Source organism: Proteus hauseri ATCC 700826 (assembly GCF_001654965.1).
GTDB lineage: Bacteria > Pseudomonadota > Gammaproteobacteria > Enterobacterales > Enterobacteriaceae > Proteus > Proteus hauseri.
The window spans coordinates 182,368-198,095 of sequence record NZ_LXEV01000021.1; the positions used below are offsets into that span (position 1 = coordinate 182,368).

General features: G+C 37.2%; 11 protein-coding genes. 6 read left to right on the top strand and 5 right to left on the bottom strand.

From position 1 onward, the window contains the following. Window positions 1-59: 59 nt before the first annotated feature. The 4 genes from M997_RS08725 to ppsR all read right to left on the bottom strand — a co-directional run bounded on the left by M997_RS08725 (window position 60) and on the right by ppsR (window position 4,787). Window positions 60-2,258, bottom strand: a complete 2,199-nt coding sequence (locus M997_RS08725; protein WP_064719728.1) for a TonB-dependent receptor domain-containing protein — start codon at window positions 2,256-2,258, stop codon at window positions 60-62. 74 nt (window positions 2,259-2,332) lie between these two features. Further along, a complete protein-coding gene (hemP, locus tag M997_RS08730; protein ID WP_239994663.1) occupies window positions 2,333-2,515 on the bottom strand; it encodes a hemin uptake protein HemP in 183 nt (60 codons plus the stop codon). 235 nt (window positions 2,516-2,750) lie between these two features. Continuing rightward, window positions 2,751-3,800, bottom strand: coding sequence for a 3-deoxy-7-phosphoheptulonate synthase (locus M997_RS08735; RefSeq protein WP_064719730.1), 1,050 nt, complete (start codon window positions 3,798-3,800; stop codon window positions 2,751-2,753). A 120-nt stretch (window positions 3,801-3,920) separates the two neighbouring features. Then, window positions 3,921-4,787: a posphoenolpyruvate synthetase regulatory kinase/phosphorylase PpsR gene (gene ppsR, locus M997_RS08740; RefSeq protein ID WP_064719731.1), complete on the bottom strand. Its 867-nt coding sequence runs from the start codon at window positions 4,785-4,787 to the stop codon at window positions 3,921-3,923. Between the two features lie 220 nt (window positions 4,788-5,007). Between ppsR and ppsA the strand changes: the two genes are divergently transcribed. Then, on the top strand, window positions 5,008-7,386 hold the full coding sequence (gene ppsA, locus M997_RS08745; RefSeq protein ID WP_064719732.1) for a phosphoenolpyruvate synthase: 2,379 nt from the start codon (window positions 5,008-5,010) through the stop codon (window positions 7,384-7,386). Window positions 7,387-7,826: 440 nt separating this feature from the next. On the opposite strand, the gene ydiK is transcribed toward ppsA, so the two are convergent. Further along, the gene (ydiK, locus tag M997_RS08750; protein ID WP_064719733.1) at window positions 7,827-8,939 is read right to left on the bottom strand and encodes an AI-2E family transporter YdiK; all 1,113 of its coding nucleotides are present in this window, start codon (window positions 8,937-8,939) and stop codon (window positions 7,827-7,829) included. Between the two features lie 218 nt (window positions 8,940-9,157). On the opposite strand from ydiK, the gene ydiJ reads away from it, so the two are divergent. The 5 genes from ydiJ (at window position 9,158) to sufB (ending at window position 15,705) form a co-directional block, all read left to right on the top strand. Then, window positions 9,158-12,217, top strand: coding sequence for a D-2-hydroxyglutarate dehydrogenase YdiJ (gene ydiJ / locus M997_RS08755; RefSeq protein ID WP_064719734.1), 3,060 nt, complete (start codon window positions 9,158-9,160; stop codon window positions 12,215-12,217). Beyond that, window positions 12,214-12,627, top strand: coding sequence for a 1,4-dihydroxy-2-naphthoyl-CoA hydrolase (gene menI / locus M997_RS08760; RefSeq protein WP_064719735.1), 414 nt, complete (start codon window positions 12,214-12,216; stop codon window positions 12,625-12,627). The genes ydiJ and menI overlap by 4 nt, the downstream gene beginning before the upstream one ends. A gap of 162 nt (window positions 12,628-12,789) precedes the next feature. Then, window positions 12,790-13,410 (top strand): hypothetical protein, encoded by a 621-nt coding sequence (locus tag M997_RS08765; RefSeq protein ID WP_064719736.1) that lies wholly within the window; start codon window positions 12,790-12,792, stop codon window positions 13,408-13,410. 406 nt (window positions 13,411-13,816) lie between these two features. Continuing rightward, on the top strand, window positions 13,817-14,185 hold the full coding sequence (gene sufA / locus M997_RS08770; protein ID WP_064719737.1) for a Fe-S cluster assembly scaffold SufA: 369 nt from the start codon (window positions 13,817-13,819) through the stop codon (window positions 14,183-14,185). Window positions 14,186-14,202: 17 nt separating this feature from the next. Then, a complete protein-coding gene (gene sufB / locus M997_RS08775) occupies window positions 14,203-15,705 on the top strand; it encodes a Fe-S cluster assembly protein SufB (protein ID WP_064719738.1) in 1,503 nt (500 codons plus the stop codon). Window positions 15,706-15,728 lie beyond the last annotated feature (23 nt).

A 15,728-nucleotide genomic window follows, 5' to 3' on the forward strand; every position in this document is an offset into this window, starting at 1 on the left:
TCCGTAGATTTTAATGGGCTGCTAAGCAGCCCTTTGTTATGTAAATCATTGCTCTTTTTCTACCAGTGATAACTGACGGACATTTTTATATTTCGTCCTTCTTTTGGCACACCCATCGCTGAGAAATACTCATAATTAAAGGCGTTAGCGAGTACTAAAGCAGCTTGGATATTTTTATTTTTTTGCGATAGATAACTGATTGAAAAATCGTGAATGCCATAGCCTGGATATTGTTGAATAAGCTCTTGCATTCGGTTTGTTGTTTTTCCTTTTACATGCGGTGCGCGACCCTTATGAGTTCCTTTATTGTCTGTCGCACTCGCAAATTGTCCTGACCAAGTTAATGTAAATGGTGTTTTGATAACGGGAATAGAAATAAAGGTTGTTAGTATTTCAGGGCGAACTGGCGAGATAGTTTCGTGTGTCGTTAACTCAAGGGTTTTAGTACGGTTATAGTTTAAACCCATTGAAAAATAAGGGTGTGTATAACGTAAACTAATATCAATACTATCAATTAATGCTTTAGGGATATTGAAAGCTTGTAAGTTAAGCATTCCTGCTAGCGATTTTTCATGCCAAGGGCCATAAGTGATATAGTCTTTTGAGACCGTATCAAAATAAGCGGCATTTATAGATAACTTATCTTGTTTTGTGAGTAATTCTTGAAATACAAGTTGACCGCCATATTCCCAAGTCCTATTTTTTTCAGGTTTTAAATTAGGATTAGGTACCCAGTGTGCTGATGTTGTACCAAAAAAGCCCATTCGCATTTTAAAATGCAGAGAATCATTAAACATTTCACTAAGAGTTGGGGCTCGGAAAGCAGTTGAATATGAGGTATAAAGTTGCAACCAATCTGTTGGTGAAAAAGTTAATTTTACGTTTTCTGATGTTCCTTGATAGCTTGCTTTATGTTTTGATGCAATTAGTTGATTAGATTCAAATTTTTTAAAAAATGAATTGAGTTCTTCATGAGGATTATTTTGGTAATAGTGATAGCGAATACCTGCCGTTAACGAAAGAGGAAGTAACGGTGTGCTAAGTGTATTTTGCAACCAACCTGCAGCATAATTCATTTGGGCTAAAGGAAAGTTTTTTGCTTTTTCATTGGATGTCATTTTCTGTTGGTAAGTTTCAGTACCAACAATAAATGAATGCTTGATGATATTTAGATAATCAGCATAAGCTTGGTTTTCTAATTTCAAACCATAAGTCATTTGCGTACGATTTTCATCAACACCCATCTTTCCCATCTCATTATTTTTTAATTGGTTTTCTGTTAATGAGGTATCGGTTAAAAATAGTTGGTTTATATCAAACTGAGAATAATAAAGATGCGTTGTGAGATCTAACCATGAATTTGTTTCTGGTGCGTAATGATGAGTAATGGCGTAATTTTTTTGCTGTGTGTGACGAATGACTTGGTTACTGTCATTTTTACCATACCCCCCCATTCGATGTAATACTTCACGCTGTTCACCATGATTATCGTAATAACGAGCAGAAAAAATAAAAGTTTGGTTTTCTGTTGGATATAAATAGGCTTTAACAAAAACGTTTTTAACGTGTTCGTGATTAGCCATTTTTTCGCCATTAGCAAGACGAATAGGTCCACGTTGGCGTTGACTATAAGCGATTAAACCTTCTGCAATATCATGCCTAGCAGCAATAATACCGCCATAAGTAAAGTGTTTATCGGCAGATGAAACAGAAGTAAATAATTTAGCACTGAGATTTTTATCTTGAGTAAGTAGTGAATGAGGATCGATAGTTTGAAATGACACTACTCCTCCCATTGCGCCTTCACCATCTAATACGGCGGATGAACCATGTTTAACTTTAACGCGCCGTATAAGGGCAGGGTCGATAAAGACGCCTCCCAAATTGTTCATAGTATTTTCAAGAGGTTGCTGAATACCATCAACTATTATTTTTACGCCTTTTTGATCATAGCCACGTATAAGAATATTGGCGCCATTTGTTACACCAGTACCTGATAACGTGACACCTGCAACTTCTTTTAGCATTTCACCCGTTGTAGAGGCGGTTTGAGCTTTAGCTGAGATGGTATCAATTGTTGAATGAAATTCGTGATTTTTGTTTTGTGTTGAGCTAATAACAGTGAGAGTGTCCTTGTCACTATTTTTAAGCTGTGTAATGTGTGCAAAGGTAATAGGGGTATATAACAGACAAAATGCTGTTGCTATCCCTGTAAATTTAAAATGATTTTTCAGCATGCACATACTATAAATATCCATAAAAATTCCTTGTATATGGAGTTCTTTAGCTGGCTGCCTAAAAGATTAGGTGGCTTGCAAGTTATTGTTAAAAACTATTTTGTCAGGATTAATTTTCCTGCTTTGGTTTGACGTAGTTGATATAACTCTCCGCTGTGTTGAATATAAACCACACCATTTTCACCCAATAATTCAAAGCTATTGATAGATTGAATTATTGAAGAACAATCTTCACGTTTTAATAAAGAGTTCGTTAAATTATCTGTTTTTTTATTCATCAGGTAGTTAAGGATGATAAGGGTTATTATTATGATAATCATTATCGTTAACAAATGTGTTTAGACAAGCTTTTTTTAACTTAAATAGGTAAATTTAAGTCATATTGCGAGTAGCTAAGCTATATCAGATGAAAATTAAAGCATTTTTGTTTATTTGATGGGATGTTGTAAAATAAAAGGAGAGCTAAGCTCTCCTTCAAATAATAAGTGTGATAATAATAAATACTGCTTATGGTTATTTAAAACGGCTATCAACAGCTTGAGCAAGTAGTGCTAATAATTGTTCAGTATCATCCCAACTTAAGCATGGATCTGTAATGGATTGACCATACATTAACGGCTTGTCATGAGTGACTTTTTGTGAGCCTTCTTGTAAAAAACTTTCAGCCATTACACCGACAATGGCTTGAGAACCATCGATGATTTGTTGACCAATATTACGCGCTACTTCAAGCTGACGACGATGAATTTTTTCACAGTTGCCATGACTGAAATCGACGATTAAATGCTCGGGTAGATCAAGTTGTTTTAGTGCATCAACAGCATCAGCAATATCACTGGCATGATAGTTAGGTTTTTTACCCCCACGCATAATGATATGCCCATATGGATTGCCGCTGGTTTGATAAATAGTCATTCGCCCATTTTTATCTGGTGATAAAAATGTGTGGCCAACCCTTGCTGCCCGAATAGCATCTATCGCGATACGTGTATTACCATCTGTGCCATTTTTAAATCCGACAGGGCAAGAAAGTGCTGATGCCATTTCACGATGAACCTGGCTTTCTGTGGTTCTTGCACCAATAGCACCCCAGCTGATTAAGTCAGCAATATATTGACCCGTTACCATATCAAGAAATTCGGTTGCTGTTGGTAGCCCAAGTGCATTAATTTCAATTAGCAACTTACGAGCAATACGAATCCCTTCGTTTACATTACAGGAGTGATCAAGATAAGGATCTGAAATTAAACCTTTCCAACCAATAACGGTACGTGGTTTTTCAAAATAGGTTCTCATGACGATTTCTAAGCGGTCATGAAAACGTTCTTTTTGCTGATAAAGCTTTGTTGCATATTCTTTGGCGGCTTTAGGATCATGAATAGAACATGGACCAATAATCACTAAAAGTCGTTTATCTTCACCAGTGAGAATAGCTTCAATTCGTTTACGGGCAGACGTAATATTGTTGATAATCTCTTCAGAGATCGGGAACTCTTTAGATAAAGTTTCCGGTGTCACCAGACTGTCTAAAGCCTTTGTCCGTAGTTCGTCTGTTTTTAACATAATTCATCTCAATAAAAATACAGGGTACAGCTACCCAGTGATTAAGATCACAATAAACGAAACTCAGCTAATTTCAACAAGGTTATCAGTGAACTGCTAATAAAAAAATGCTGTTTGACACTAGAACATTCTTCTAGCTAATCCCATAGAATCTATTACCTTGGTCGAAATTTCTTCAACAGAGTAGTTTGTTGTGTTGAGATATGGAATGTTATTTTTTCTAAATAAAGCTTCAACTTCGGCTAGCTCAATTCGACATTGGCGAATTGACGCATAACGGCTATTTTCTCGGCGCTCACTACGAATGGCGGCTAAACGCTCTGGTGCAATAGTTAAGCCAAATAATTTATGTTGATACTCTTTTAATTCAGCAGGTAATTTTAAAAAGTCCATATCATCAGCTGTAAAAGGGTAGTTGGCAGCCTGAATGCCAAATTGCATTGCTAAATATAAGCTGGTGGGTGTTTTGCCACAGCGCGAAACGCCAATTAAAATAACTTGTGCTTGATCTAGATTTCGTAAAGAGATGCCATCATCATGAGATAAAGTGTATTCAATGGCTGCAATACGCGCATCATATTTACTGAGATTTTTTTCGGTTAAACCGTGGGTTTTATTTAATTTAGGTAAAGCCTGGATCCCTATTTCTTTTTCAAGTGGTGATACAAGAGATTGAACTATATCTTGGCAAAAGCCTTCGCTGTTATTTATTATTTGTTTCACTTCTGGGCTAATAATAGAATAAAACACCAGAGGTTTAGCTCCGCTCTTTTTATAAATTTCAGAGATCTTCTGTTTTATTTCTTCAGCTCTTTCAATCGTTGATACAAAAGGTAATGTATAACTTTTCATTTTTAATGGAAATTGAGAGAGTACGGCATGTCCTAAAACTTCGGCCGTTATCGCTGTACCATCAGAGATAAAAAAGACTGTTCTATCAATAGGTTCATTATTATCGCAATTAATGGAATTCAAGCTTAATATCATAACTCTCACCTTTTTTTAGCTGAATTAGCAAATCAGACAACATTATCTATAACATTTTTAATGATTATAAAGGATAAAAAAATAAAGTTTTCTGGTTGATCGATTCACCTTTCCATATTCCCTATAACATTGTGTTACGCTTATTTATGTTGTCGTTTTGGCAGCGGGTTTTTCTTTTTTTCTCTCTCTCTCATAATTGTTTAAAAAAGGATTGTTCTCAATGTCCAGCAATAGCCTCACCCCGTGCAATGTACTTTGGTATAACCAATTGGGTATGAATGACGTTGATCGTGTTGGTGGGAAAAATGCTTCCCTCGGTGAAATGATCACAAATCTAGCAGAACTGGGTGTATCGGTTCCTAATGGGTTTGCCACCACAGCGCAAGCGTTTAATGATTTTCTGGAACAGAGTGGCATTAATCAACGTATTTATGAATTACTTGATACTGTTGATGTTGATGATGTTAACCAACTGGCGCAAGCGGGTAATCAAATTCGTCAGTGGGTTATTGATACTCCTTTTACTCCTCAGTTTGAAAAAGATATTCGTGATGCTTATCAAACCTTAAGTGAAGGTGAATTAGCTGCTTCATTTGCGGTGCGTTCATCTGCAACAGCAGAAGACATGCCAGACGCTTCTTTTGCGGGTCAACAAGAGACGTTTTTAAACGTTCAAGGTATTGATGCTATTTTAATCGCCATCAAACACGTATTTGCCTCATTATTTAATGATCGCGCAATATCCTATCGTGTTCACCAAGGTTATGATCATCGCGGTGTGGCTCTTTCTGCGGGTGTTCAACGCATGGTGCGTTCTGATTTATCCTCTTCTGGTGTCATGTTTACTATTGATACTGAATCAGGTTTTGATCAAGTTGTCTTTATCACATCAGCTTATGGTTTAGGTGAAATGGTTGTTCAGGGCGCAGTTAACCCTGATGAGTTTTATGTACATAAACCAACCTTAGAGAAAGGGCGTCCATCTATTGTTCGTCGTAATCTCGGTTCGAAAAAAATTCGTATGGTTTACGCAGACAGCATTGAGCATGGTAAACAAGTCCGCATTGAAGATGTGCCAGAATCATTACGCAATCGTTTCTCTTTGACCGATGATGAAATTCAAGAGCTTGCTAAACAAGCTGTATTAATTGAACGCCATTATGGTCGCCCGATGGATATTGAGTGGGCAAAAGATGGACACAATGGCCGTTTATACATTGTACAAGCTCGTCCAGAAACCGTGCGTTCTAACCAACAAGTGATGGAACGTTATCAGCTTAATGAAAGCGCGCCAGTTATTGTTGAAGGCCGTGCAATTGGTCACCGCATTGGTAGTGGTACAGTAAAGGTCATTCATAACTTGAATGAAATGGACAGAATTGAAGCCGGTGATGTGCTCGTGACCGACATGACAGACCCAGATTGGGAACCTATCATGAAAAAAGCCTCTGCAATTGTCACTAATCGCGGCGGTAGGACTTGTCATGCGGCAATTATTGCGCGTGAATTGGGTATCCCTGCGGTTGTTGGTTGTGGTGATGCAACAGAATGTATTACAGAAGGGCAAGTGGTTACTGTTTCTTGTGCTGAAGGTGATACGGGATTTGTTTACGATGGTAAACTGGATTTTTCTATTCAAAGCTCCGCAATCGATAACATGCCTGATTTAGACCTGAAAATCATGATGAACGTGGGTAATCCTGATCGTGCGTTCGATTTCGCTGGGTTACCAAACGATGGTGTTGGCCTTGCTCGTTTAGAATTTATTATTAATCGTATGATTGGTGTGCATCCTCGTGCGTTATTGGAATACGACGATCAAACAGAAGCCCTAAAAGCTGAAATCAACGAAATGATAGCGGGTTATGAATCTCCTGTTGAGTATTACATTAGTAAATTAACTGAAGGAATTGCCACCCTGGCAGCAGCATTCTGGCCTAAGCGCGTTATTGTTCGTCTATCTGATTTTAAATCTAACGAATACGCCAACTTAGTCGGTGGAGATCGTTATGAGCCAGATGAAGAGAACCCAATGTTAGGCTTCCGTGGTGCTGGACGTTATGTTTCTGATGATTTCCGTAGTTGTTTTGCTTTAGAGTGTGAAGCAGTAAAACGCGTACGTAATGATATGGGATTAGATAACGTTGAAGTGATGATCCCATTTGTGCGTACTGTGCGCCAAGCTGAAGAGGTAATTGACGAATTAGCAGCTAATGGCTTGAAACGCGGCGAAAATGGCTTAAAAGTGATTATGATGTGTGAAATTCCATCAAATGCTTTATTAGCCGATCAGTTCTTAGCGCATTTTGATGGTTTCTCTATTGGTTCTAATGATATGACTCAGCTGACGCTTGGTCTTGACCGTGATTCTGGTGTTGTCTCTTCATTGTTTGATGAACGTAATGATGCGGTAAAAGCATTATTATCAATGGCAATTCAATCTGCTAAGCGTAATGGAAAATATGTCGGTATTTGTGGTCAAGGACCTTCTGATCATGAAGATTTTGCCCAATGGTTAATGGAAGAGGGTATTGATAGTTTGTCTCTGAATCCAGATACCGTAATTAAAACTTGGGTGAAATTAGCGCAAGAAAATTAATAGATTTACTCATAATAAAAAGCTCGCATAATAATGTGAGCTTTTTTTATACAATAATAAATCGTAGGCAAAAAAAAAGCCTATCATGGGCTGACAGGCAAAGACTACACACAGCAATATTTTATATTCTTTAATCTTGCTTTTTAATCTATTAATATAATAAGCAAAATCATTAATTCGGTGAAACATTCGTTTCGTTGATATTTATATTAAGAGAAATGCGTTAATTATGCTCTAAGAATTATCTCAATAAAAAGATTATTAGTATATTTAAAATTGAATATAACCTGCTGGTAACAAACAGGTTTAAAAAAATAAAAAATGTTTCAAAATGTAAGTATTAATAAATAAATTACTCTTAAATTGATAATCTTTATTAAAGTTTAACCTATTATATATAGTGTATGTAAGTATCAACCCTTACATACACTATTATTATCTTAATCTTTTGCAATAAAGTTTTTATTCATAAACTCTACTGTTTCTGATAAATCAGGATTAGGTTTTGGTACTTCATTAATCCATCCATTTAATAAACTATGACCCACCGCAAGAACGACTGGACCAATAAATAAACCAATCATACCTAAAGTTAAAATTCCACCAATAACGCCAGTAAGAATAAGTACCATTGGTAAATCTGCCCCCATTTTTATTAAGTAAGGTCGTAATACGCCATCCATAGTGGCAACACTACCGCCCCAAATAACCATGACTATTCCCCATGTTGTATCCCCAGTCCAGAATAACCACAACACAGAAGGAACAAGCACCAATAACGGGCCAATTTGCGCTAAGCAGCAAATAAACATAATAACGGTTAATACGGTTGCATAAGGCACGCCAGCTACCGCAAGACCAATTCCACCTACAATCGCCTGAATTAACGCTGTTAATACCACGCCGAGCGCTACTGCTCGAATAGACAAAGACGCTAATACAATGGCAGCATCACCACGTTGTCCTGCTAGACGTACTGCAAAATGACGTAACCAACTTACAACGTTTTCACCTTGTAAAAAGAGCAAACCAGAAAACAGCAACATAATGGCTAAGTGAAGTGCAAAACGGCCGATATTTAATGCTTGTGCAAAAAACCAATTAGCGGCTTGGCCAACATAAGGCTGTATTTTAGCAATGAGAGCATTACCCCCAGAAACCAAAATAGAATGCCAAGTGTTATAAAGCGTATCGCCAATCATCGGAATATCATTTAGCCAAAGTAATTGAGGCGGTTGAATTTCTGATGGAGATTTAGCGAGTTCAATAAGTGGTGCGCTGTTATCAATCACACTACTAATGAGTAATACGATAGGAATGACGAAAATAAGTAAGATAAGGATCATCATTATCATGGTCGATAACCAACGATATTTTACTTTTTTCTCTAAAATCATCAGTAAAGGCCATGTGGCAACAACGATCATTCCTGCCCAAATAAAGCCAACAATAAATGGATTTAAGATCCAAAAGCTAGCGATAATAAAGAAAGATATAAAAAGAACGGTGAATAAAACTTTGGGTATATCTGTATGGATCTGCGGTTTTTCCATGATTTTAAATCCCTACACGAATAAAAATGCTAAAAGCAGATGAATAAACATGGCAAATATCATGTTGTTTATATCACTACGCAATTTGCCAGAATTGTATGATAAGGTGAACAGGTATCGGTCTGAAAGTACAAAAAAAGGCATATGTATTTTTGGGCATACCTTGAGATGATTTTATATTAAGCAATGTGGACAATTAGATTAAAGAGCTATAACAAATGATCCCACGTATATCGCAAGCACCGCAAGTAAGCGAACTCACAACTGAATTTTTAAAAATACTCCGACAAAACGGATTCACCGGTGATATCTCTAGCTCTTATGCAGACAGACTCACTATGGCAACAGATAATAGTATTTATCAGCTATTACCGCAGGCAGTCATTTTTCCTCGTTCTACGGCCGATGTTACCATTATAGCGCGTTTAGTCGATGAACCTCGTTTTCATTCACTTTCTCTTACACCAAGAGGCGGTGGTACTGGCACTAATGGGCAGGCATTAACTGACGGTATTGTGGTGGATTTATCTCGCCATATGAAGCGTATTATTGAAATTAATCCACAAGAGCGTTGGGTCAAAGTAGAAGCGGGGGTGATAAAAGATGAGTTAAATCTTTTTTTAAAACCTTACGGCTTCTTTTTTGCACCAGAGCTTTCGACAAGTAATCGCGCAACTCTTGGGGGGATGATTAATACGGATGCCTCAGGACAAGGTTCTATGGTGTATGGTAAAACCTCTGATCACGTTTTAGGTGTTAGAGCCGTATTATTAGGTGGAGAGCTACTTGAAACTCGGGCAATGGATACCGAATTAGCGGAGACTATTGCCAAAGAAAGTTCTGTAATAGGCCATGTTTATCGCACCGTGTTATCTCGTTGTAAAGAGCAAAGAAAGCTTATTTTAGATAAATTTCCTAAGCTAAACCGTTTTTTAACGGGCTATGATTTACGCCATGTTTTTAGTGATGACATGAAACGTTTTGATTTAACTCGTATTTTAACTGGTTCAGAAGGTACGTTAGCTTTTATTACCGAAGCAACGCTTGATATAACACCTATTCCTAAACAACGTAGTTTAGTGAATGTAAAATACGATTCGTTTGATTCAGCACTGCGTAATGCACCATTTTTAGTGAAAGCTAATGCGCTTTCAGTCGAAACAGTAGACTCTAAAGTTTTAAACCTGGCACGAGAAGATATCGTTTGGCATTCAGTAAAAGAATTAATTACTGATGTACCAAATAAAGATATGCAAGGGCTTAATATTGTTGAGTTTGCAGGTGATGACGAAGTGTTAATCGCCTCGCAGATAACCTCGCTTTGTCAGCGTTTAGATACATTAATGAATAACCAGCAAGGCGGTGTAATAGGTTATCAAATTTGCGATAACTTAGATGAAATCCATCGTATTTATGGTATGCGAAAAAAAGCCGTGGGTTTACTAGGAAATGCAAAAGGGCAAGCAAAACCAATTCCTTTTGTTGAAGACACCTGTGTACCACCAGAACATTTAGCTGACTATATAACTGAATTTAGAGCATTACTTGATAGTCACCAGCTTAATTATGGCATGTTTGGTCATGTTGATGCGGGGGTATTGCATGTTCGCCCGGCGTTAGATATGTGCGATCCGCAACAAGAGTTGTTAATGAAATCGATTTCCGATGATATCGTTGCTTTAACAGCAAAATATGGCGGATTATTATGGGGTGAGCACGGAAAAGGCTTTAGAGCGCAATACAGTCCAGAATTTTTTGGTGAAACGCTGTATCACGAACTTCGTCAAATAAAAACGGTGTTCGATCCTCGAAATCGACTTAATCCGGGTAAAATTTGTCCGCCATTGGATATTGATGAGCCAATGAAACAAGTTGATACGATTAAGCGAGGCACTTTTGATCGCACTATTCCATTATCCGTACGCCAAGATTTTCGTGGTGCTTTAGAGTGTAATGGTAATGGTCTGTGCTTTAATTTTGATGTTAAAAGCCCAATGTGCCCATCGATGAAAATTAGCGGGCAACGCATCCATTCACCTAAAGGTCGTGCTGCATTAGTAAGAGAATGGTTGCGTTTATTAACTGAGCAGGGTGTTAGCCCTAAACAGTTAGAATCAAGTCTGGTAAACAATAAACCGAGTTTGCGTGGTTTAATTGAGAAAACCCGCAATACATGGAAAGCCAAACGCGGTGAATATGACTTTTCACATGAAGTTAAATCAGCAATGAATGGTTGTTTGGCATGTAAAGCTTGTTCTACTCAATGTCCGATTAAAATTGATGTTCCAGCATTTCGTTCTAAGTTTACTGAGCTGTATCATCAACGCTATTTGCGCCCATTAAAAGATCATATTGTGGCTAATGTTGAATTAACCACGCCACTAATGGCAAAAGCACCCGCATTTTTTAACTTTTTTATGAAACAGCCTTTAGTACAAAAAATCAGTAAACATACTATAGGTATGGTAGATTTACCGTTACTTTCAACACCAACATTGAAACAGCAATTAGCGGGTCATAATGCTTTAGATATGACGTTAGAAGATTTAGAACGTTTATCAGATAAGCAACGTAGTCACCATGTGCTGGTGGTGCAAGATCCTTTTACCAGCTATTACGAGGCTAAAGTTGTTGCTGATTTTATTAAATTGATTGAAAAAATTGGTTTTAAACCTGTATTACTGCCGTTTTCGCCTAATGGTAAAGCACAGCATATTAAAGGTTTTTTACAGCAGTTTAGTAAAACAGCACAAAAGACCGCGACTATGCTTAATCGCGTTGCGAAGTTAGGTATTCCAATGGTTGGTGTTGATCCTGCATTAGTACTCTGTTATCGCGATGAATACCGTGAAATATTGGGTGATGATGCACGAGGAGACTTTAATGTTCAATTGGTGCATGAATGGTTAAGTAAATTAGTTAGTGAGCCAATTGAAGTGCGAAATGACGCTGAAAAATGGTATCTTTTTGGCCACTGTACAGAAGTCACCGCATTGCCCCAAAGCATGAAACAATGGCAGACAATTTTCCAACGTTATGGGCAGCAACTTGAGTTTGTGAGTACTGGTTGTTGTGGAATGGCCGGAACTTATGGACATGAGCTAAATAACTATGAAAGCTCGCTGGGAATTTATCAGCTTTCATGGGGAATAGCGCTAAAAACATTGCCCACAACACATTGCTTAAGCACAGGTTACTCTTGTCGGAGTCAGGTAAAACGTATTGATAATATTACGTTAAAACATCCTTTACAGGCACTTTTGGAGATTATGCCATGATATGGAAACGAGAAGTAACGTTAGAGCAGCTCAATCAAATTGGTCAAAACAATATGATGAGTCATCTTGGCATTGAATTAACCTATCTTGGTGATGATTATCTTGAAGGGACTATGCCTGTTGATCATCGTACTAAACAGCCATTAGGTTTATTGCATGGTGGTGCTTCGGTGGTTTTAGCTGAAACCTTGGGGTCTGTTGCTGGTTATCTGTGCACGCAAGGGGAACAGAAAATTGTGGGTTTAGAAATTAATGCTAACCATATTCGTTCTGCTAGAGAAGGTAAAGTTAGGGGTGTTTGTAAACCTATTCATTTAGGTCGTTCTCATCAAGTTTGGTCAATAGAAATATTTGATGATGAAAATCGTCAAGTCTGTATCTCAAGATTGACGACATCGGTCATTGCTTAAAAATATTATTTATTAACGCACAAAGAATATAGTTATCTTTGTGCGTTTTTTATTAGTAAAAAATAAATTTAAGACAGGAAATTATTCTTTATTTAAAATTTATTTTTAATGATAATCATTACCTTCATGTTATCTCCACTATGGAAATTTAAGAAAATAATAATGTTAACTATTTCAAGATTTAAAACAGTAATAGTATTAATGACCAGTTTATTACTGAGTGCTTGTGATAATAATTCTACAACCAGCACAAGTAAAAAAATCGCTGATTATCCTGTTCAAGGAATATCAGGATTTAATATTCATTATCCAACTTCATTTTCAATGAATAGAAAAGATACCGAACACTATTTTCAATTGTTACCTGATTATGTTCAGGATGTAACAACAGAAATGTTGGTCTATAAATCAGAGCCTATTTGCAATTTGACCGAAGTTCGTCTGGCTTATTTTAAAATGAACGAAATAATGACTTACGATATTAATTCAGGTGCTCAGGGAATAGTTGATAACATCGCGTTATTAGATGGGATGAAAGAAATATTTACATCAATAAAACCATTAGATATTTCAGGTTTTCAAGGTCGCCATGTTTTTTTTGAAGGGAAAATGGCGCAGGAAAATGTTAGTTATGAGGGGATATTAGTTGCTGATACAAAAACTAACCGTGTATGGCAGTTGCAATTTATTGCTGATGTAAATAGCCAATCAAATCGTGAAAAACATCGTCAACTTCTTGAATGCACAAGTGAATATGTTAATTCGATTACTATCGAAAAATAAGTTAAAACAGCACACAATCCAATAAGAGATAATCACAAAGGTGATGATATCTTATCCATCAAATAGGAGGCATAGAAAGAAAACTAAAACTATTTTTTAGCACCTCTTTTTATGCTTTTTTCTCTACATTTCAGTAATAAACATATAAAGTGTATTTATATTGCAACTTTTATGCGTATTGTGCGAAATAAAAAGATAATTCAAAGTTTTATTTTTGTGATGAAAAACATTAAAGTGATATATTACAAATAGTTAGTTATTATCTTTAACTTGTTAAACTCAAAAATAGAACAAAAAATAAACATATCTGTAATATCCTTTCAAAAAACATGGTTGAAGTGATAAGGGTTATCATTACCATTAGGGTTGGGAAAGATATTATTCTCCTTTTGAAATGAGGTCAGTAATGACAAACAATGTTGAAACTTTTTCTCTTAACGACACAACATGGCAAGGTATTGTGCTAACGGATAATGCCGCAAAACATATTTGTCATTTAGTAGAGAAAAACCCTGATAGTCAGGGACTTTCCTTAAGTATCAAACCCTCTGGTTGTACAGGATATGGCTATGTTATTGAATTAGCCGCAGGCCCAACTGAAGATGACATTGTTTATGAACACAATGGTGCAAAACTATTTGTTTCACTAAAAGCAATGCCATTTATTGATGGTTTGGTTGTCGATTATGTCCGTGAAGGACTCAATCAGATGTTTAAATTTAATAATCCTAAAGCTCAAAATGTCTGCGGATGTGGTGAGAGCTTCGGGGTATAACATAGTGAAGTCAGATTATGTCTCAGAGCAATGTTGAAATAGGTGATGAAGTTCAGGACTGGCTGAGCTCACATCAATATAAAGAAGGTTTTTATACCGATATATCGACAGATACCCTTGAGAAAGGGCTAAACGAAGCCGTTGTACGTGCAATATCGGCAAAAAGAAATGAACCTGAGTGGATGCTTGAATTCCGGCTTGATGCTTATCGCCATTGGTTAGAAATGGAAGAGCCTCATTGGCTTAAAGCGGATTATCCTTCTTTGAATTATCAGGATTATAGCTATTATTCAGCACCATCTTGTAGCTCATGTTGTGCTAATGGTAGCTGTGAGGGTGGCTCTAATGAAGCTGTCACAAGTGATAAGCAAACGGCTCAAGATTACCTTACCAAAGAAGTTGAAGATGCATTTAATCAGCTTGGGGTGCCAGTAAGAGAAGGGCAAGCGGTTGCTGTTGATGCTATTTTTGACTCCGTTTCTGTTTCTACTACTTATCGAGAAGAGCTCGCTGAACACGGTATTATTTTTTGTTCGTTTAGTGAGGCTATTCACGAATACCCTGACTTAGTTCGTCAATATCTTGGCACGGTAGTTTCTAGCCACGATAACTATTTTGCGGCATTAAACGCAGCTGTCGCCTCTGATGGCACCTTTGTTTATATTCCAAAAGGCGTGCGTTGCCCGATGGAATTATCCACTTATTTTCGTATTAATGCGGCACAAACAGGTCAGTTTGAGCGTACGATTTTAGTGGCAGATGAAGGTAGTTATGTCAGTTATATCGAAGGTTGTTCAGCCCCGGTACGTGATACTTATCAATTACATGCAGCTGTTGTAGAAGTTATTATTCATAAAGATGCAGAAGTAAAATATTCCACTGTACAAAACTGGTTCTCAGGCGGTGATAGCGAAGGTGGTATTCTTAACTTCGTCACCAAACGTGCTATTTGTGAAGGCGAAAACGCCAAAATGTCATGGACACAATCTGAAACCGGTTCGGCTATTACGTGGAAATATCCAAGTGTGATCTTAAAAGGGGATAATTCAACGGCTGAATTTTTCTCTGTTGCTTTAACCAATGGTAGCCAACAAGCAGATACGGGAACGAAAATGATCCATATCGGCAAAAATACTAAATCAACCATTATCTCTAAAGGTATTTCTGCGGGTAAAAGCCAAAACAGTTATCGCGGGTTAGTCAAAGTGCTTCCTTCTGCGAAAAATGCACGTAATTTCACACAATGTGACTCTATGTTAATTGGAACACAATGTGGTGCGCATACTTTCCCTTATGTAGAAGTGATGAATAACTCAGCACAGCTTGAACACGAAGCGACAACGTCACGTATTGGTGAAGACCAACTATTTTATTGTCGTCAGCGTGGTTTAAGTGAAGATGATGCAATCTCAATGATTGTAAATGGATTTTGTAAAGACGTATTCTCAGAATTGCCGCTGGAATTTGCTGTAGAAGCACAAAAATTATTAGCAATCAGCTTAGAGCACAGCGTAGGTTAAGTATTAACACATTTCTGGGTGTA

Coding starts and splice junctions, on each gene's coding strand:
- M997_RS08725 (WP_064719728.1), bottom strand. CDS start 2,258: ATGGATATTTATAGTATGTGCATGCTGAAAAATCATTTTAAATTTACA.
- hemP (WP_239994663.1), bottom strand. CDS start 2,515: ATGAATAAAAAAACAGATAATTTAACGAACTCTTTATTAAAACGTGAA.
- M997_RS08735 (WP_064719730.1), bottom strand. CDS start 3,800: ATGTTAAAAACAGACGAACTACGGACAAAGGCTTTAGACAGTCTGGTG.
- ppsR (WP_064719731.1), bottom strand. CDS start 4,787: ATGATATTAAGCTTGAATTCCATTAATTGCGATAATAATGAACCTATT.
- ppsA (WP_064719732.1), top strand. CDS start 5,008: ATGTCCAGCAATAGCCTCACCCCGTGCAATGTACTTTGGTATAACCAA.
- ydiK (WP_064719733.1), bottom strand. CDS start 8,939: ATGGAAAAACCGCAGATCCATACAGATATACCCAAAGTTTTATTCACC.
- ydiJ (WP_064719734.1), top strand. CDS start 9,158: ATGATCCCACGTATATCGCAAGCACCGCAAGTAAGCGAACTCACAACT.
- menI (WP_064719735.1), top strand. CDS start 12,214: ATGATATGGAAACGAGAAGTAACGTTAGAGCAGCTCAATCAAATTGGT.
- M997_RS08765 (WP_064719736.1), top strand. CDS start 12,790: ATGTTAACTATTTCAAGATTTAAAACAGTAATAGTATTAATGACCAGT.
- sufA (WP_064719737.1), top strand. CDS start 13,817: ATGACAAACAATGTTGAAACTTTTTCTCTTAACGACACAACATGGCAA.
- sufB (WP_064719738.1), top strand. CDS start 14,203: ATGTCTCAGAGCAATGTTGAAATAGGTGATGAAGTTCAGGACTGGCTG.